The organism is Streptomyces coerulescens (assembly GCF_042657965.1).
GTDB classification, from domain to species: Bacteria; Actinomycetota; Actinomycetes; order Streptomycetales; family Streptomycetaceae; genus Streptomyces; species Streptomyces coerulescens.
Map to the genome: position 1 here is coordinate 49,536 of NZ_JBHSKM010000010.1, position 21,089 is coordinate 70,624.

Genomic DNA, 21,089 nt, shown 5'->3' on the forward strand with positions numbered 1-21,089 from the left:
TGGCTCCGTCACTCGGCGGACTCGTCGGTCAGGTCGTCCGGGGCATCGGGTTCGGTGGGATCGTCGGGGCCGGCTCCGTGCCCCTGGAGTGCGGCGCGCACCAGGTCGTCGAGCGCCATGGCGTCGATGTCGGCGTGGGGTTCGGGATCCGCCGACGGCTGGGCGGTGTCGGCGGCGAGGGCGAGGAGTTCGTCGAGCAGGCCGCTCTCGCGCAGCCGGTCCAGGGGCAGTCGGGCGAGCGCCGAGCGGATCCCCGCGTCCTCGGGGGTGTGATCGGGCGGGGTGGTCGTGGTGGACGCCGCGGGTGCCTCCGGGGCGAGGCGTTCGGTGAGGTGTTCGGCGAGCGCCAGCGGGGTGGGGTGGTCGAAGACGAGGGTGGCGGCGAGGGGCAGACCGGTGGCGGCGGTGAGCCGGTTGCGCAGCTCGACCGCGCCCAGGGAGTCGACACCGAGGTCGCGGAAGAGGCGTTCGGCGCCGATGGCGGCCGGGTCGCGGTGGCCGAGGACGGCCGCGGACCGGGCCAGCACCAGGTCGAGGACGGCGTCGGTGCGGCGTGCCGGGAGCAGCTTCGCGAGCCGTTCCCGCAGGGCCTCGGCCGGTTCGACCGTGGGCTCGGCGACTCCCTGCGGCCGGTCGTGGCCGGGCAGTCCGCGCAGCAGGGCGCGGGGGCGTCCGGCGGCGGGCCCGGCGAACGCGCCAGGGGCCAGCCCCGCGACCAGCGCGGTCGGGTGGGGTTCGACGACCAGCCGGCACAGCATCTCGGCCGCGAGTTCGGGATCCATGGGCTCGATGCCGACCCGCCGCATGGCCTCCTCGGCGGCGGCGCCCCCGGCCATGCCGCCGCCTCCCCAGACACCCCAGGCGATGGACGTCGCGGGCAGGCCCTCGCCGCGGCGTCGTTCGGCGAGCGCGTCCAGGACGGCGTTGGCGGCGGCGTAGTTGGCCTGGCCGGGATTGCCGACGAGGGCCGTCGCCGAGGAGAACAGGGCGAACACCTCCAGGTCGCGGTCCCGGGTGAGTTCGTCCAGGAGCAGGGCGGAGGCCGCCTTGGCGCGGAACACCGTCGCGAACCGCTCGGGGGTGAGCCGGTCCAGCACCCCGTCGTCGACCACACCGGCGGTGTGCACGACGGCCGTCAGCGGCAGGTCGTCCGGTATCGCGGCGAGGAGGTCGGTCAGCTGCGCCCGGTCGGCGACGTCGCACGCGGCGAGCGTGACGCGCGCGCCGAGACCGGTCAGCTCGTCGCGCAACGCGGCGGCACCCGGCGCGCCGGGACCACGCCGCCCGGTGAGCACGAGGTGCGGCGCACCGGCCTTGGCGAGCCGCCGCGCGACATGGGCGGCCAGGGCGCCGGTGCCGCCGGTGATGAGGGTGGTGCCGGTGGGCTGCCAGGCGGTGTCGGTGTGACGGCCGTCGGCGGGAGCCGGGACGGCACGGCCGACGAAGCCGGTGTCACCGCCGTCGGCGGGAGCCGGGACGATGCGCCCGGCGAGGCCCGCGTCACCGCCGTCCGCAGCCCCCGCGACGACACGACCCGCGACCGCATCCACGCCACGGCCGTCGACGGGTCCCGGGGTGGTAAGCCCCGCCAGACCGGCGTCGCGGCCATCGCCGGGCGCCGGGACGATGCGCCCCGCGAAGGCCGTGCCGCCGCGGACGGCGATCTGGTCCTCGCCGTCGTGTCCGGTGAGGGCGGCGGCGAGGGTGTCGAGTTCGCGGGGGCCGGGGACGGCGGTCGGAAGGTCGATCAGGCCGCCCCAGCGGTCGGGGTACTCCAGGGCGGCGACCCGGCCCAGGCCCCAGACGGCTGCCTGTCTCGGGTCCGGGGCCGTGTCCGCCGCCCCGACCGCGACCGCACCGCGCGTGACGCACCACAGGGGCGCGGTCACACCCGCGTCGCCGAGTGCCTGGACTAGGGCAGCGGTACCGGAGGGCACCCCGTGGTCGGCCGTACGGTCGTCCAGGGCCAGCAGCGACAGCACACCCGCGAAGCCGGTCCCCGACTTACCTATTTCAGCGGCTAGTTGAGCCCTCTCCGTACTGTCGGCACGCATCCGTACGACCCTCGCACCGACCCCGTCGAGGACCGCGTCCGTCCAGGCGTCGTCGGCGCCGGAGGCGGGCAGTACCGCGAGCCAGGTGCCGGTGGCGCGGCGGGCCGGGAGGCCGGACAGCGGCTGCCACACGACGCGGTACCGCCAGCCGTCCATGCGGATCTCGGAGTCGCGGGCGCGCCGCCAGTCGAGGAGCGCGGGCAGCACCTTGGCGAGAGCGTCGTCGTCGACGTCGAGACGGGCGCCGAGGTCGGCGAAGTCCTCCTGCTCGACGGCCGTCCAGAAGTCACCGTCCATGCTCCGCGCGGTCCGCTCGGCAGTGTGCTCGGGCCAGAACCGCTCGTGCTGGAAGGGGTAGGTCGGTACGTCGACGCGGCGTGCTCCGGTGCCGGCGAAGTAGGCGTCCCAGTCCAGGCCGAGCCCGGCGAGCCGCAGTCGGGCCACGGCGGTGCTCAGCGAGCCGGCCTCCGCCCGGCCTCGGCGCAGCAGCGGCACGGCGAGCGCGGCCGCGACCTCACCGGTGCCGGCCAGACCGAGCATTGCACCGCCCGGTCCGACCTCCACGAGCACCGACACCTGACGCTCGCTCAGGGTGCGCACGCCGTCGGCGAACCGGACCGGCTCGCGCACGTGCCGGACCCAGTACTCGGGCGTCCCGAAGCCGTCGTCGGCTCCGGCGAGGCGTCCGGTCAGGTTGGCGACGACGGGGATCGCGGGTGCCCTGACGGTGAGACCGGTGAGCTCGGCGCGGAAGTCGTCCAGCATCGGCTCCATGTGCGGGGAGTGGAAGGCGTGGCTGACGCGGAGGCGGCCGGTGCGGCGGCCCAGGTCGGCGAAGTGACCGGCGAGGCGCAGCACTTCGTCCTCGGCGCCGGAGACGACCACCGCGTCGGGTCCGTTGACGGCCGCCACCGACACCCTTTCGGTGAGCAGCGGACGGACCTCGTCCTCGGTGGCCTGCACCGCGCTCATGGCGCCGCCCTCGGGCAGCCGGTCCATGAGGCGGGCCCGGGCCGTGACCAGGCGGCAGGCGTCGGCGAGCGGGAGCGCGCCCGCGACATGGGCGGCGGCGATCTCGCCGACGGAGTGCCCGACGACGTAGTCCGGGGTGATGCCCCAGTGCTCCAGCAGCCGGAACAGCGCGACCTCGACGGCGAACAGCGCGGGCTGCGCCATGCCGGTGCGATCGAGGGCCGCATCGTCCTCGCCCCACATCACCTCCCGCACGGCCGGGTCGAACTGCCCGAGCACCTCGTCGAGAGCGTCACGGAAGGTCGGATGAATGTCGTACAACTCGCGTCCCATACCGAGGCGTTGGCTGCCCTGGCCGGGGAAGAGGAACGCGACCCGGCCGGTGCCGGTGTGTGGGGTGTCCGCGCGCAGGAGGCCGGGGGCGTCGGCGGTGCCGGACGGGTCGGCGAGGGCGGTGAGACCCGTCGTGAGGTCGTCGTGGCCGGTGACGGTGAGCGCGGCGCGGTGCTCGAACAGGGCGCGGCCGGTGGCCAGCGAGTACGCCAGGTCGGCGACGGCCGGGCGCGGTCCCGCGGTGACCCGGTCGAGCAGGAGGCGTGCCTGGTCGCGCAGGGCGGCGGGGGTGCGGGCGGAGAGCACGACGGGCAGCGGGTGCCGTACGTCCGGTGCGGGCGCTTCGCCGGGCGCCGCGGGTGCCTGTTCCAGGACGACATGGGCGTTGGTGCCGCTCGCGCCGAAGGAGGACACGCCCGCGCGGCGGGGTCGGCCGCTCTCCGGCCAGTCGGTGGCCTCGGTCAGCAGCCGTACGGCGCCGGAGGCCCAGTCGATGTGCGGGGACGGGGTGTCGGCGTGCAGGGTGCGCGGCAGCAGTCCGCTGTGCATCGCCTGCACCATCTTGATCACTCCGGCGACTCCGGAGGCGGCCTGGGTGTGGCCGATGTTGGACTTCACCGAGCCGAGCAGCAGGGGCCGTTCGCGGTCCTGGCCGTAGGTGGCGAGCAGCGCCTGCGCCTCGATCGGGTCGCCGAGGCCGGTGCCGGTGCCGTGCGCCTCGACGGCGTCGACGCCGGCCGGCGTCAGTCCGGCGTTCGCCAGGGCCCGGCGGATGACACGCTGCTGGGCGGGACCGTTGGGGGCGGTGAGGCCGTTGGAGGCGCCGTCCTGGTTGATGGCCGTGCCGCGGACGACGGCGAGTACGGGGTGCCCGAGCCGTTCGGCGTCCGAGAGCCGTTCGACGACGAGCATGCCGACGCCCTCCGCCCAGCCGGTGCCGTCCGCGTCGGCGGAGAACGCCTTGCAGCGGCCGTCGGCGGACAGCGCGCCCTGCGCGGTGAACTCGACGAATCCGACCGGCGTCGACATCACGGTCACACCGCCGGCCAGCGCCACGGTGCACTCCCCCGCGCGCAGCGCCTGCACGGCCAGGTGCAGGGCCACCAGTGACGAGGAACAGGCGGTGTCGACGGAGACGGTGGGGCCCTGCAGGCCCAGGGCGTACGCGACGCGGCCGGAGAGCAGGCTGCCGGACTGGGCGGTCTCCCAGCGGCCGAGTGCGTCCGGGAGCCGGTAGTCGCCGCTGGTGCCGCCGACGAAGACGCCCGCGTCGCCGCCGCGCAGCCCGGTCGGGTCGATACCGGCCCGCTCCAGGGCCTCCCAGGCGGCCTCCAGGACGAGCCGCTGCTGCGGGTCCATCACCAGGGCCTCGTTGGGCGAGATGCCGAAGAAGCCGGGGTCGAAGTCGGCGGCGTCGGCGAGGAATCCGCCGCGCCGGGTGATGCTGCCGCCGGGGCCACGGGACAGCAGCCGGTCGAAGTCCCAGCCGCGGTCGAGCGGCATGTCGCCCGTGGCGTCGACGCCGGCCACGACGAGGTCCCACAGGTCCTCCGGGGACCGTACGCCGCCGGGGTAGCGGCAGCTCATGCCGACGATGACGATCGGGTCGTCGGTGGCCACGGCGGGGACCACGAACGTCTCTGCCCGCTCGGACCGCCCGGTGCTGCCGAGGAGTTCGGAGAGCAGGTGGCGGGCGAGTTCGTCCGGGGTCGGATGGTCGAACACGGCCGTGGCGGGCACCGTCAGGCTGGTGGCGCGGGCCAGCTGGTCGCGCAGGTCGACTGCGGCGAGCGAGTCGAAGCCGAGGTCGCGGAAGGGGCGGTCGGGTTCGATCGCGTCGGCCGCCGTGGTGTCGTGGCCGTGACCGAGGACGACGGCGCTCTTCTCCCGTACGAGGCGCAGGAGCCGGTCGGCGCGTTCGGTCCCGGGAAGGGCGCGGAGCTCTTCACGCAGGCGCGCGGCCGGATCGTTGCCGGGTTCGCCGGTGTTTACGGCGGCCAGCGCGTCGCGGGCCTCGGGCAGGGCGGCGAACAGGGCGGTGGAGGGGCCGCTCGCGGGAGCGAACGTCGCCCAGTCGACATCGGCGGCGGTCACGGCGGGCAGGCCGAGGCCGACGGCCCGGTCGAGGGCTGCGAGCGCGGTGTCCGGGGTGAGGGCGGGGAGCCCGCTGAGCCGCAGATGCCCGGCGAGCGACGGCTCCACCGTGCCGGCCCACGCGTTCCAGGCCACGGCCACGACGGCCCGTCCCTGGTCCCGGCCGCGTTCGGCCACGGCCTCCAGGGCAGCACCGGTGGCGGCCTCGGCTGCGCGGCCACGGGCGCCCCAGGTGGCGGCGATCGAGCCGAACAGTACGAAGGCGTCCAGGTCGCGATCGGCGAGAAGCTCGTCCAGGGCGAGCACTCCGGCGAGCGCGTCATCGAGGGTGGTCCCGGCGGGTTCCTCCGCATGGACGACGGCGGTGAGCGCGGCGGCGTCCGAGCTGTCGAGGAACGCGGTCAGGGCGGACCGGTCAGCGATGTCACAGGCGTGGACGGTGAGACGGGCCGTAGTCGTGGCGCTGCCGGGGAGGGGGGCCGAGGCCGCGGCACTGTCGGTGAGACCGGCCGAAGGCTCAGCACCCTCCACTGGACCGGCCGAAGCCGCAACACCGTCCATGACACCGGCCGAAGCCGCAGCGCTGTCCCCTGGACCGGCCGAAGGCGAGAGGCTTCCCCCTGGACCGGCCGAAGCCGAGAGGTTGTCCCCTGGGCGGCCCCCAGCCGAAGCACCGTACGTCAGGGCGCGTTCGGCCGTGTCCGGGTCGGGAGCGCGTCCGACGAGCAGGACGTGGTCGGCGCCGCCGAGCGCGGCGTGGCGGGCGACGGCCTGCCCCATCGGGCCGGTGCCGACGACCAGCACGGTGCCGCGCGGCGTCCAGTCGGCGCTGTCGGTGGCCGGGCGTGCTCGGACAACGCGGCGCGCCCGCAAGCCGTCGTTCCGCAGCGCCAGTTCACGTTCGGCCGATGTCCGTCCGACCGTGTCCGCGGCGAGGGTGAGCAGGGCACCCAGCCGTGCGTCCGGAGCGGTGTCGAGGTCGAGCAGGCCGCCCCAGCGACCCGCGTGCTCAAGGGCCGCGACGCGTCCGGCACCCCAGGTCGCGGCGGACGGCGGCTCCGGCGCGGTGTCGGCGGTGTCGGCCTTGACGCCCCGGTGGGTGGCGCACCACAGCGGTGCGGTGAGGCCCGCCCGCTCCAGCAGGAGCAGCAGTCCGTGCGGCCCGTGGGCGCGCACGGTGCCGGGCAGGGCCAGCACACCGGCCGGTTCGACGGTGACATCGGCGAGCGTGTCGACGTCGGCCCGTTGGAGACGGTCGGTGCCCAGCGCCGCGACGGCCGCGTCGGTCCACGCCTCGTCCCCGTCCCCGGCCAGCAGCAGCCAGCGGCCGGTACCGGAGTCGGCGGGCAGCGCGGCCGTCACCCACTCGGCGCGGTAGAGCAGGTCGTCCGCGGCGGCCCGGGCGCGGCGCCTGCGACGCCAGGTCGCCAGGGCTGCCGTCGCCTCGGAGCCGAGGTCGGCGCCCAGGGTGACGGCGAGGGCGGCGGGGTCGGACGCCTCGACCGCCTGCCAGAACTCCGCCTCCACGGGATCGGTCTGGGCCACGGGCGCGGTCTCGGGCCAGTAGCGGCGGTGCTGGAAGGCGTAGGTGGGCAGGTCGGTCAGGCGGGCGCCGGTTCCGGTGAAGAAGCTCGTCCAGTCCACGGGGACGCCGTCCGCGTGCAGCCGGGCGAGGGCGGTGAGTGCGGTGGTCGGCTCGTCGGTGTCCCGGCGCAGCAGCGGCACCACCGGCGTGCCGGCGTCGAGTTGGGAGCGTACGGCGCCGGAGAGCACGGCGTCCGGGCCCGCCTCGACGAACGCGCCGACGCCGGCCTCCTTCAGCGCGGCGACGCAGTCGGCGAACCGCACGGTCTCGCGGACGTGCCGCACCCAGTAGCCGGGGTCGGCGAGTTCGCCGTCCGTGGCAGGCCGGCCGGTGAGGTTGGAGACGACGGTGAGCTTCGGCGGGTGGAAGTCCAGCCGGTCGAGCGCGGCCCGGAACGCGCCGAGCATCGGCTCCATCAGCGGCGAGTGGAAGGCGTGGCTGACCCGCAGGCGGGTGACCTGCGCGGCGTCGAGCCGGTCGAGGACGGCGTTCAGTTCGCTCTCCTCGCCGGACAGCACCACCGCGTCGGGCGCGTTGACGGCGGCGACGGCTACGGCGTCGCCGAGCAGCGGCCGTACCTCCTCCTCGCTCGCGCGTACGGCGGCCATGGCGCCGCCGTACGGCAGGGCGTCCATGAGCCTGGCCCGTGCCGCGACCAGGGCACAGGCGTCGTCGAGGGTGAGGACGCCCGCGACATGGGCGGCCGCGATCTCACCGACGGAGTGTCCGGCGACGTACTCGGGGGTGACGCCCCAGGACTCCAGCAGCCGGAACAGGGCGACCTCGACGGCGAACAGGGCGGGTTGCGCGGTGCCGGTGCGGTCGAGGGCGGCCGTGTCGTCGCCCCACATCAGGGGGCGCAGCGGGCGGCCGAGTTCCAGGTCGAGACGGGCCAGTACGGCGTCGAGGGCGTCGGCGAACACAGGGAAGCGGGCGTGCAGTTCGCGTCCCATGCCGAGGCGTTGGCCGCCCTGCCCGGAGAACAGGACGGCGAGCGGGCCGCGGCCGCCGCGGGCCCGGCCGCGTGCGGCCTCGGTCGTGCCGTCGGGTCCGGCGAGCAGCACGGCGCGGTGCGGGAGGGCGGCGCGGGCGGTGGCCAGGGTGAGGGCCACGTCGGCGGCGGAACCGTTCGGCTCCGCGGTGCGCAGTCGGTCGAGCTGGGCGTCGAGGGCGGCGGCGGTGCGGGCGGAGACGACCCAGGGCCACGGGGCGGAGGACTCCCCACCGGCCCGGGGCAGGTGCTCCGCGGTGGCCGGTTCCTCGGGTGCCTGCTCCACGACGACGTGCGCGTTGGTGCCGCTCATGCCGAACGCGGAAATTCCGGCGCGGCGCGGGCCGTGATCGGCGGGCCACTCGGTCGGCTCGGTGAGCAGGGTGAGGCCGCCGGGCGTCCAGCCGATGTGCGGAGAGGGCTCCTCGGCGTGCAGGGTGCGTGGCAGGACACCGTGGCGCATGGCGAGGAGCATCTTGATGACACCGGCGACACCGGCGGCGGCCTGGGTGTGGCCGACGTTGGACTTCACCGTACCCAGGAGCAGGGGCCGTTCCCGCTCTCTTCCGTAGGCGGCGAGCAGGGCCTCGGCCTCGATCGGGTCGCCGAGGGTCGTGCCGGTGCCGTGTGCCTCGACGGCCTGCACGTCGGCGGGCCCGAGGCCGGCGTCGGCCAGGGCGTGGCGGATGACGCGCTGCTGGGAGGGGCCGTTGGGGGCGGTGAGGCCGTTGGACGCGCCGTCCTGGTTGACGGCCGTGCCACGGATCAGCCCGAGTACACGGTGCCCGGCCAGGCGGGCATCGGAAAGCCGTTCCAGGACGAGGACGCCGACGCCCTCGGACCAGGAAGTGCCGTCCGCGTCGGCGGAGAACGCCTTGCAGCGGCCGTCGGAGGCGAGTCCGCCCTGGGCGCTGAACTCGACGAACGCGTCGGGTGCCGACATCACCGACACACCGCCGGCCAGGGCGAGGCCGCAGTCGCCGTCGCGCAGCGCCCGTACGGCCCAGTGCAGGGCGACGAGCGAGGCGGAGCAGGCGGTGTCGACGGTGACGGCCGGTCCTTCCAGGCCGAGGACGTAGGCCAGCCGGCCGGAGAGCACGCCGGCCGTGTTGCCGGTGGCGGCGTAGCCCTGGACGTCGGCGGTGCCGCGCCGCAGGACGGTGGCATAGTCCTGGCCGTTGGTGCCGACGAACACGCCCGCGTCACCGCCGCGCAGCCCGGTCGGGTCGATACCGGCGCGTTCCAGTGCCTCCCATGCCGTCTCAAGGAGCAGCCGCTGCTGCGGGTCCATGGCAAGGGCCTCGCGCGGGCTGATGCCGAAGAAGTCGGCGTCGAAGTCGGCGACACCGTCGAGGAATCCGCCCTCTCGGGTGGTGGAGGCGTCGTCGGCGAGCGCGGTGAGGTCCCAGCCGCGGTCGTCGGGGAACGGCCCGATGGCGTCGCGGCCGTCGGCGAGCAGCCGCCACAGGTCCTCGGGTCCGGTGACGCCGCCGGGGAAGCGGCAGCCGATGCCGACGACGGCGATCGGGTCGTCGGCGACCGCCCGCGCCCGCGGCTCCGCGTCGCCGGGCGTGGACTCGGCGGTGTCGCCGAGGAGTTCGCCGAGCAGGAAGTCGGCGAGGTGCTGTGGGGTGGGGTGGTCGTAGACCAGGGAGGCGGGCAGGGTGAGGCCGGTGGCGGCGGCGATGCCGTTGCGCAGTTCGAGGGTGGTCAGCGAGTCGAAGCCGAGGTCGCGGAAGGTCCAGTCGGCCTCGACGGTCCGCGGGTCGGCGTGGCCGAGGACGGCGGCGATGACGGCGCGCAGGAGGTCGAGCAGGGTCCGGCCGCGTTCGGCGGCGGGCAGCGCGGCCAGGCGGGACCGCAGGTCGTCCGCGCCGGGCTCATCGGGCCGTTCCTCGGCTGTTGCGGGCCCGGCGAGTTCGGTGAGCAGTGCGGCGGAGGCGGGCTGTAGGGCGGCGAGGCGCGGCCAGTCGACGTCGGCGACGGTGACGGCGGTGTCGCCGTGGGCGACGGCGTCCACCAGGGCGTCGACGCCGGTCTCGGGGTCGAGTGGGGTGAGTCCGGCGCGGCGCAGGCGGCGGTCGATGTCCTCCCCGGCGGCCATGCCGGATCCGGCCCAGGGTCCCCAGGCGATGGCGGTGGCGGGCAGTCCGTCGGCGCGGCGGCGGGCGGCGAGCGCGTCGAGCCGGGCGTTGGCAGCGGCGTAGTTGCCCTGTCCGGCGGCGCCGAGGACGCCGGCGGTGGAGGAGTACAGCACGAAGGCGGTCAGTGGCAGTTCGCGGGTGAGCGCGTCGAGGTTCTCCGCCGCGGTGACCTTGGCGCGCAGTACGGCCGTGAAGTCGTCCGGCGTGAGGGTGTCCAGGACGCGGTCCTCGACGACGCCGGCGGTGTGCAGTACGGCGGTCAGCGGCGCGTCGGCGGGCAGTTCGGCCAGGACGGCGGCGAGGGCGTCCCGGTCGGCGGCGTCGCAGGCGGCCAGGGTGACGCGGGCGCCCAGCGCGGTCAGTTCGTCCCGCAGCTCGGCGGCGCCGGGCGCGTCGGGGCCGCGGCGGCTGAGCAGCAGCAGATGCCCGGCGCCCTCGCGGGCGAGACGGCGCGCGGCGTGGGCGCCGAGGGCGCCGGTGCCGCCCGTGACGAGGACGGTGCCGTGCGGATCGGCGAGACCGTGAGCCGGCGTCGCCGGGGTCTCGCGGTGCGGGGCCCGCACGAGCCTGCGGACGTACACGCCGGAGTCACGTACGGCGGTCTCGGCGTCGGCACCGGCCAGCACCGCGCGCAGCCGCCGCCCGGCAGCGGCATCCATCCGGTCGGGCAGGTCCACCAACCCGCCCAGCCGTCCGGGTTGTTCGAGCGCGATGACGCGGCCGAGTCCCCACACCCCGGCCTGGGCGGGGTCCCGCACGGGCTCGCCGGCACCGAGGACGGAGACGGCGCCACGGGTCACGCACCACAAGGGGGCGTCGAGTTCGGCGTCGCCCAGGGCCTGGCAGGCGGTGGCGGTCAGCGCGGCGGCGTCCTCGCCCGCGAGCGCGAGCAGGGACAGTACGCCGCTGAACGCCCCGTTCAGGTCCCGGAGTTGACCGGCGATCCTCGTACGGTCGCGGGTGACGGTGACGCGCACGACGGCTGTGCCGAGGGCGGCGAGGGTGTCCTCCGCCCACTCGCGATCGTCCGCACCCTCGGGCAGCAGCGCCAGCCAGGTCCCGGTGAGGGTGGCCGTGGCGGGCTGCGCGGGACGCCAGACGACGTGGTGGCGCAGGGCGTCGAGGCGGGCCCGGTCGTGGCGGCGCCGGCGCCAGGCGGCGAGGGCAGGCGTGAGCGACCGGGCGTCGTCCGTGTCGAGGCCGAGCTGCGCGGCGAGGGCGGCGGTGTCCTCGCGTTCGACGGCGGACCAGAAGGCGGCGTCGGCGGGGTCGGCGGCGGACGCCGGTGCTCCGGTGCCGGGTTCGGGCCAGTAGCGCTGCCGCTGGAAGGCGTAGGTGGGCAGGTCGAGGTGCTGGTCGGGCACGTCCGTGGCGGCGAGGAAGGCCGCCCAGTCCACGGTCACACCGTGCACATGGGCGCCCGCGACGGCGGTGGCGAGCTGCGGGACCTCGGCGCGGTCGCGACGCAGCAGCGGTACGACGGCCGCGGCCTCGCCGGTGGCGGGGTCGGCGTCGAGGACGGCTCGGGCCATGCCGCTGAGGACGGCGTCGGGCCCGATCTCCAGGAAGGTCCGCACTCCGCGGCCGCTCAGGGTCGTCACCGCGTCGGCGAACCGCACGGTGTCGCGCAGGTGCCGCACCCAGTGGTCGGGGGCGGCGAGTTCGTCGTCGGTGACGACGTCGCCGGTGCGGGTGGACACGAGCGGGAGCACGGCGGGTGCCGACTCGATGCCCGCGACGGCCTCGGCGAACGCGTCGAGCACGGCGTCCATACGGGGCGAGTGGAAGGCGTGGCTGACGCGCAGCCGACGGGTGCGGTGGCCGCGGGCTGCGAGTGCGGTGGCGACGGCCTCGACGGCGTCCGCGTCACCGGACAGGACCAGTGAGGCGGGCCCGTTGACGGCGGCGACGGACACCCGCTCGTCCAGCAGCGGGGCCACTTCGTCCTCGGTCGCCGTCACGGACACCATCGCGCCGCCCTCGGGCAGCCGGGCCATCAGGCGGGCGCGGGCGGCCACCAGGGCGCAGGCGTCGGCCAGTTCGAGCACGCCGGCCGCGTGGGCGGCGGCGATCTCGCCGACGGAGTGCCCGGCGACGTAGTCCGGTGCGATGCCCCAGGACTCGGCGAGGCGGTACAGCGCGACCTCGAAGGCGAACAGGGCGGGCTGGGTGAATCCGGTGTGGTCCAGCAGCGCGGCCTCGGGCGTGCCCTCGGGCGCGAACATCACGTCCCGCAGCGGCACGTCGAGTCCGGTGTCGAGGTGGGCGAGGGCGGCGTCGAGCGCGTCGGCGAACACCGGGTGACGGTCGTACAGTTCACGCCCCATGCCGAGGCGCTGGCCACCCTGTCCGGTGAAGAGGAAGGCGACCCGGCCGCGCCCGGCGCCGGGCGTGGCCGGGCGGATCACGGCGGGGTCGGGCTGCCCGTCGACGACAGCTCGCAGGCCGCGCAGCAGGTCCTCCCGGCCCTGTGCGACCACGGCGGCGCGGCGCTCGAACGTCGAGCGGTGCACGGCGAGGGCGGCGGCGAGCCGGTCGACCGGCAGGTTCGGCCGCTCCTCGACGAACGCGAGGAGGCGGCCGGCCTGGGCGCGCAGGGCGTCGTCCGCGCGGGCGGAAAGCAGCACGGGCAACGGGGCGGGCGACTCCAAGTCCTGTTCATTGTCCGGCTGTTCGGCGTCGGACGGGCCCGACCCCGCCGCACCGGCCTGCTCCGGAGCCTGTTCCAGCACCGTGTGCACATTGGTGCCGCTGATGCCGAACGAAGACACCGCGGCGCGCCGGGGCCGTCCCGTCTCCGGCCACGCGGTGGCCTCGGTGAGCAGCCGCACCTCACCGGTGGACCAGTCGACGTGCGTGGACGGCGTGTCGGCGTGCAGGGTCGGCGGGAGGACACCGTGTCGCAGCGCGGTGACCATCTTGATGACGCCGGCGACGCCGGACGCGGCCTGGCTGTGGCCGATGTTGGACTTCACCGAGCCCAGCAGCAGCGGGCGTTCGCGGTCCTGGCCGTAGGTGGCGAGCAGGGCCTGGGCCTCGATCGGGTCGCCGAGGGCGGTGCCGGTGCCGTGGCCCTCGACGGCGTCCACGTCGGCCGGTTCGAGGCGGGCGCCCGCGAGGGCGGCGCGGATGACGCGCTGCTGGGCGGGCCCGTTGGGCGCGGTGAGCCCGTTGGAGGCGCCGTCCTGGTTGACGGCGGAGCCGCGGACAACGGCGAGCACGGGGTGGCCGTTGCGGACGGCGTCGGAGAGCCGTTCGACGAGGACCATGCCGACGCCCTCCGCGAGCGCCATGCCGTCGGCGCCGTCGCCGTAGGCCTTGCAGCGGCCGTCGGGGGCGAGCGCGCGCTGGCTGCTGAAGCCGATGAAGGTGTTCGGGGTGGCCATGAGGCTGACGCCGCCCGCGAGGGCGAGGTCGCTCTCGCCGCCCCGCAGCGACTGGCAGGCCAGGTGCAGCGCGGTGAGGGAGGAGGAGCAGGCGGTGTCGAGGGTGACGGCCGGGCCCTCCAGGCCGAGCAGATAGGCGACGCGGCCGGACAGAACGCTGGTGAGGGAGCCGGTCACGGCGTGCCCGTCGGCGCCCTCGCCGTGGGCGGCGGGGTAGTCGTGGTAGCTGGCTCCGATGAACGCGCCGGTGCGGCTGCCGCGGATCGTCTCGGGCACGATCCCGGCGCGTTCGAAGGCCTCCCAGGACGTCTCGAGGAGCAGGCGCTGCTGCGGGTCCATGGTGAGGGCCTCGCGGGGCGAGATCCCGAAGAACTGCGGGTCGAAGCCGGCGGCGTCGCGCAGGAATCCGCCCTGCACGGCGTAGGTACGGCCCGGGGTGTCGGGATCGGGGTCGTACAGCGCGTCGACGGGCCAGCCGCGGTCGGCGGGGAAGCCGCTGATGGCGTCGGTGCCGGACATCACCAGGTCCCACAGCGCCTCGGGCGAGTCGACGCCGCCGGGGTAGCGGCAGCTCATGCCGATGACGGCGATCGGATCGTCCGCGGTGACGGCGACGGGTGCGGCGTGGCCGGAGGTGGTGCCGGACGTGGTGCCGGAGGTCGTGCCGGTACCGGTGGCGTCGAGGAGGGTACGCAGGAACGCCGCGAGCTCCGCGGGCGTCGGGTGGTCGAAGACGAGCGTGGCGGGCAGGGCGAGCCCGGTGGCGGAGGCGATCCGGTTGCGCAGGTCGACGGCGGTGATCGAGTCGAAGCCGATGTCGCGGAACGCGCGCCGCTCGGACAGGTCGTCGGGTCCGGCGAGGCCGAGGACGGCGGCGGCCTGTCCGCGCACGGTGTCCAGCAGCAGCCGGTTCCGTTCGGCGGCCGGCATCGCGGCCAGCCGGGCGGCGAACTCGCCTTCGGCAGCGCCCTGTTGCCGCTCGCCGCTCTCGACGGCCCGGCGGGTGTCGGGCACCTCGTCGAAGAGCCGGGTCTCGCGGACGGAGGTGAAGACGGGGTAGTAGCGGTCCCAGTCGACGTCGGCGACGGCCAGGACGGCCTCGTCGTCGTCCAGGGCGCGGCGCATCCCGGCGAGCGCGAGGTCGGCGTTCATGAACACGAGGCCGGTGCGGCGCACTTGGTCGGGGGCGACACGGCCGACGCCGAGTTCGTTGGCCCAGATGCCCCAGTGCACGGAGGTCGCCCTCAGACCCCGGGCGCGGCGCTCGGCGGCGAGCGCGGCGAGGTGGGCGTTGCCTGCGACGTACGCGGCGTGCTGTCCGCTGCCCCACAGTCCGGCGACGGAGGAGAACAGCACGAACGCGTCGAGGTCGTCGTCGGCGAGGAGCGCGTCGAGGTTGCGGGCACCGTCGACCTTGGCGTGCAGGACGCGGGAGAGGGCGGCGAGGTGGGTGGCGGCGAGGGTGTGCAGTTCGATGACGGCGGCGGCGTGGATCACGGTGCGCAGGGTGTGGCCGTCGGCGCGTAGTCCTTCCAGGAGGGTGGCGAGGGCGGGGCGGTCGGTGATGTCGCAGGCGGCGACGGTGACTTCGGTGCCGGACTCGGCCAGTTCGGCTACGAGTTCGGGGGCGCCGGGGGCGGTTTGGCCGCGGCGGCTGACCAGGACGATGCGTTCGGCTCCTTGGCCCGACAGCCAGCGGGCTATGTGGGGGCCCAGGGTGCCGGTGCCGCCCGTGACCAAGGTGGTGCCTCGGGGGGTCCAGCCTGTTGTCGTTTCGGTGCCGCGCCGTGGGGGCCGGTCGAGCAGTTCCCCGCGCCCCTTCAGGGCGCTCACGGACCGTTGCCCGTTCAGCGGAGCCGGGCGGTCGCGTACGACGCGGCGGGCGAAGATACTGGAGGTCCGCAGGGCGAGTTGGTCCTCTGCCGTGTGGGGGCCGCCTGCGAGGAGAGCGGTGAGCCTGCGGGCGGCGCGGTCGTCCAAGGTCTCGGGCAGGTCGATCGTGCCGCCCCAGAAGTGGGGGTGTTCCAGGGCCGTGGTCCAGCCGATGCCCGTCGACTGCGCCTGCACGGGCCGGGTCACCCGGTCGGCTCGGCCGGTGGCGACGGCGCCCCGGGTCAGCAGCCACAGTGGGCAGGTGGTGTCGAGGTCGCCGAGTGCTTGGACGAGGACGACGTTGAGGGCGGTGCCCAGGGCGGCGCCCGGGTGGCCGGGGCAGTCCTGTTCGGCTTCGGCCAGCAGGGAGACGATGCCGGTGACGGGGGTCGTGTCGCCGTCGGCCGACACGCCCGCGTCCCGCAGCAGTTCGGCGACCGTCTCGCGGTCCAGGTGGGTCTCGTCGAGCACGACCCGCACGGCTTCGGCTCCGTGCGCGGTGAGGGCCGCCGCGACATCCGTACCGCCGCTGCCGTCGGCGGTGACGACGAGCCACCGCCCGCCGACCGCACCGGACGGCACGGACAACGGCACCCAACGCACCTTGTACCGCCAGTCGTCCAGTGTGGACTGCTCGCTGCGGCGCCTGCGCCAGGCGGTGAGGCCGGGCAGTACGGCGGCCAGCGCGTCCTCGGCGACATCGAGGTTCCGGGCGAGAGCCGGCAGGTCGGCCTCCTCCACGGCGTTCCAGAAGGCGGCGTCCTCCGTGCCGCCGGCGCCCTCGCCCGCGCCGGGTGTCACCGGCGGCACCCAGAGCCGCTGATGCTGGAAGCGATAGGTGGGCAGCTCCACCCGCCGGCGCACACCGCTGCCGCCGTACGCCGTGGTCCAGTCGACGCGCACGCCGCGCACGAACGCCTCGGCGACCGAGGTCAGCACGCGTCGCGTGTCGTCCTCACCGCGCCGCAGCGTGCCGCCGACGTACGCGGCGACGCCCGCCTCGTCGACGGCGCCCTGGATGCCCGGGGTGAGCACTGGGTGGGCGCTGATCTCGATGAACGCCCGGTGCTGCCCGGCGAGGAGCCGTTCGACGGCCGGTCCGAAGCGGACCGTCTGGCGCAGGTTGCGGTACCAGTACGCGGCGTCCGTGCCGCCACCGCCCACGACCGGGTCGCCGAGCCACTCCCCCGTCACCGTGGACAGCATCGGGATGCGCGGTTCGCGCGGGGTCACGGGGGCGAGCACGTCGAGGAGTTCGTCGTGCAGGTCCGTCACATGCGCGGAGTGCGAGGCGTAGTCCACGGGGATCTTGCGGGCCCGCACGCCCTCGGCGGTGAGCTGGTCGTGCAGGGCGTCCAGGGCCTCGGGGTCGCCACAGACCACGACCGCGCCGGGCCCGTTGACGGCGGCGACGGTGAGCCGCTCGCCCCACGGCTCCAGGCGGGCGGCGGCCTCGGCGGCGGGCAGCGGCACCGACATCATGCCGCCGCGCCCGGCGAGGGTGCGGCCGATGGCCTGGCTGCGCAGCGCCACGACCCGGGCGCCGTCCTCCAGGGAGAGCGCCCCCGCGACGACGGCCGCGGCGATCTCGCCCTGCGAGTGGCCGATCACGGCGTCGGCGCGGACGCCGTACGCCTCCCACACGGCGGCCAGGGACACCATCACGGCCCAGGTGACGGGCTGGACGACATCCACCCGGTCGAGTCCGGGTGCGCCGGGTTCCTGACGGAGCACCGCGGTCAGCGACCAGTCGACGAACGGGTCGAGGGCCAGGGCGCAGGCGGCGACACGCTCCGCGAACACGGGCGACAGGTCGAGCAGGCGCGCGCCCATGCCGTCCCACTGGGTGCCCTGGCCGGGGAAGACGAACACGGTACGGCCTTCGACGTCGGCCTCGCCGTGCACGACCGGCGCCACAGCCTCCTGCCCCGCGAACGCACCGAGCGCGGCGCCGAGTTCGCCGGTCTCGCCGCCGAGGGCGATCGCGCGGTGGTCGAACAGGGAGCGGGCTGTGACGAGGGCGTGACCGGTGTCGGCCGGGTCGTCGTCGGGCCGTGCCGCGGCGTGGGCGGCGAGCGCGCTGGCCTGGTCCCGCAGGGCGGCACGGGTACGGGCGGACAGCACCCAGGGGAGGGCGCCGGACACAGGGGGCGTGGTGGCCGTCGACCGATCGTCGAGGGAGGTCTCCGGCGGCGCTTCCTCCAGGACCGCGTGCGCGTTGGTGCCGCTGATGCCGAAGGAGGACACGGCGCACCGGCGCGGACGCCCGTTCGCGGGCCACTGCCGCTCCTCGTCGAGCAGCCGGAGAACTCCCGAGGACCAGTCGATGTGCCGGGACGGCGTGTGGACGTGCAGAGTGGGCGGCAGGACGCCGTGTCGCAACGCCAGCACCATCTTGATGACACCGGCGACACCGGCGGCGGACTGCGCGTGCCCGATGTTGGACTTCACCGAGCCGAGCCACACCGGCCGCTCCGGGTCCCGGTCCCTGCCGTACGTCGCGACCAGTGCCTGCGCCTCGATGGGGTCGCCGAGTGCCGTGCCGGTGCCGTGCGCCTCGACGGCGTCGATGTCGTCCGGGGTGACGTGCGCGTTGGCGAGGGCCTGGCGGATGACACGCTGCTGGGAGGGGCCGTTCGGCGCGGTCAGCCCGTTGGAGGCACCGTCCTGGTTGACGGCGGACCCGCGGATCACGGCGAGCACGGGGTGGCCGTTGCGGACGGCATCGGAGAGCCGTTCCACGAGCAGCAGTCCGACGCCCTCACCGAGGGTCATGCCGTCCGCTTCGTCGCCGAACGCCTTGCAGCGGCCGTCGGCGGCGAGCGCCCGCTGCCTGCTGAACGCCACGAACGAGTCCGGCGTCGTCATGACCGTCGCGCCACCGGCCAGCGCGAGGGTGCTCTCGCCGCCCCGCAGCGACTGGCAGGCCAGGTGCAGCGCGACCAGGGAGGACGAGCAGGCGGTGTCGACGGTGACGGCGGGCCCTTCGAGACCGAGGACGTACGACAGCCGGCCCGACAGCACGCTGGGGCTGGACCCGGTGACCATGTGGCCCTCGGTGCCGTCTCCGGCGCCGCGCCCGTAGTCCTGGTAGCTGGAGCCGATGAACGCGCCCGTGCGGCTGGCGCGCAGCGTGCCCGGGTCGATGCCGGCCCGCTCGACCGCCTCCCACGCGGTCTCCAGGAGCAACCGCTGCTGCGGGTCCATGACGAGCGCCTCACGCGGCGAGATCCCGAAGAACGCGGGGTCGAAATCGCCTGCCCCGTCGAGGAATCCGCCCTGTGTGGAGTACGTGGTCCCGCTCCGGTCGGCGTCCGGGTCGTACAGCCCGGACACGTCCCACCCACGGTCGGCGGGGAACTCCCCGATGGCGTCCGTACCGGAGGCGATCAACTGCCAGAAGGCCTCCGGGGAGTCGACGCCGCCGGGGAAGCGGCAGCTCATGCCGATGATGGCGATCGGTTCGTCGGAGACGTCGGCGGCGGTCACCACGACGTCGGCCCCGTCGCCCTCGGCGAGGATCTCCCCGAGCAGGTGACGGGCCAGCGCGAGCGGGGTCGGATGGTCGAAGACCATGGTGGCCGCCAAGGGCGGACCGACGACCGCGGTGAGCCGTTTGCGCAGCTCGACGGCCATGAGCGAGTCGAACCCGTGCTCCTGGAAGGCGCGTTCCGGCTTGACGGCGTCCGGCCCGGGATGCCCGAGCACGGCCGCCGCGTGGGTGCGGACGACATCGAGGACGAACGGCAACCGGTCGTCCTCCCGAGCCGCCGCCAGCCGCGAGCGCAACTCGGCCGAGGCACCGGCGCGTTCCTGCCGCGCCTGCTGGGCCGCCGCCGCGATCTGGCGGGCGCCGGGCAGCGAGGTGAGGGACGCGGTGTGCCGCAGCGCGAACATGCCCTCCAGCAGCTCGGCGTCGGCAAGGTCGGCGACGACCGTGTCCGGCGCGCTCTCGGCGACCAGTTCGGCCATGGCGGTCAGCGCGAGCTCCGGCTCCAGCGAACGACCGGAGGCGTGCCGTCCGAGCCGTCCCTCGCCGGCCATGCCGGCTCCGCGCCACGCGCCCCAGGCGAGAGAGGTGGCGGGCAGCCCCGCCGCGACCCGCCGACGGGCCAGCGCGTCCAACGCGGCGTTCGCGGCGGCGTAGTTGGCCTGTCCGGGGTTGCCGACGGCGCCGGCGAGCGACGAGAACAGCACGAAGGCTTCCAGGCCCGGGGTGTGGTCCCGGGTCAGCTCGTCGAGGACCTCGGCGGCGGCCACCTTGGCCCGGAACACCGCGTCGAACCGCTCCGGAGTCAGAGCGTGCACCACACCGTCGTCCAGGACACCGGCTGTGTGCACCACGGCCGTCAGCGGCGCCTCGTCCGGGATCGCGGCCAGCAGTTCACCGAGCCCCTCCCGGTCCGCGACGTCGCAGGCCGCGACGGTGACGTCGACTCCGAGTGCCGACAGCTCCGCCTCCAACGCCGCCGCACCGGGTGCCTGCGGCCCACGCCGGCTCACCAGCAGCAGCCGCTCGGCACCGTTCCCGGCGAGCCACCGCGCGACGTGGGCGCCGAGGGCTCCGGTGCCGCCGGTGACGAGGACGGTCCCGGTGGGACGCCATGCGGCGGGGTGGTGAGCCGCGTCGGAGTGGCTGTCGGCAGGCCGCCTCTCAGCGGGCGCCGGGACGAGCCGTCGACCGTACGAACCCGCTTCCCGGACGGCGATCTGGTCCTCGCCGTCGGTGCGCGCGAGCACGCCCAGGAACCGTCCCTGGGTCCGCTCGTCCAGTTCCTCGGGCAGATCGACGAGCCCGCCCCAGCGCTCAGGATGCTCCAGCGCGACGACCCGGCCGAGCCCCCATACGGCGGCGGCCCGCGGCTCGGGCAGCCCGCGCACCGCGTCGTCCGCGGCCGGCACACTCACCGCACCGCACGTGACGGCCCACACCCGGGCGTCGAGCCCGATCTGCTCAAGTGCCTGCACCAGCACGGCCGTTCCGGTCACGGCCACCGGAACTCCGGAGTCCCCTACGTCGGTTCCGGCGGACAGCAGCGACACCACACCGGCGATCCCGGAATCGTCCTCGCACCCGGCCAGGGTCTCCCGCAGGCGCACCGCGACACTGTCCGACGCTTCCTCCGCACCGACCTCCAAGACAACGGTCCGCGCGCCGAGCGCTGTCACAACGGAACGCACCCAGGCGTCCTCGCCCAGCCCGGACGGAACAACGGCCAGCCAAGGCCCGACCGCACCGCCCCCGACTCCCTGCGCGACGCCGTCCCCGAGGGCCTGCCACGTCTCCCTGAACCGCAGCCCGTCCACGGCGGAGCGCATCCGCCGCCGCCCGCGCCACGCCGATAGCGCGGGCACGACGTCGTTCAACGCCTCGCTGTCGACGTACAGTTGAGCTGCGAGTCCAGCTACATCGGCGTCGTCCACGGCAGCCCAGAACTCCGCCTCGGCGGCATCGACGACACCGCCGACGGACGCCGACAGCGCGGCGCTGGCGCCGGGTTCGGGCCAGTAGTGGTGGCGTTGGAAGGGGTAGGTGGGGGCGTCGTCGGTGAGACGGGCACCGGTGCCGGCGAAGTACGCCGCCCAGTCGACGGGGGTCCCGTGCACGAAGAGCCGGGACAGGGCTGTGAGGGCGGCTTCCTCTTCGGGGCGGTTCTT

Annotated in this window: 1 protein-coding gene; it reads right to left on the bottom strand. The window is 75.3% G+C overall.

Annotation, left to right across the window (positions count from 1 at the left end; all coding sequences use genetic code 11):
* Positions 1-8 precede the first annotated feature (8 nt).
* The gene (locus ACFPQ9_RS18110) at positions 9-21,038 is read right to left on the bottom strand and encodes a type I polyketide synthase (protein WP_380853970.1); all 21,030 of its coding nucleotides are present in this window, start codon (positions 21,036-21,038) and stop codon (positions 9-11) included.
* Positions 21,039-21,089 lie beyond the last annotated feature (51 nt).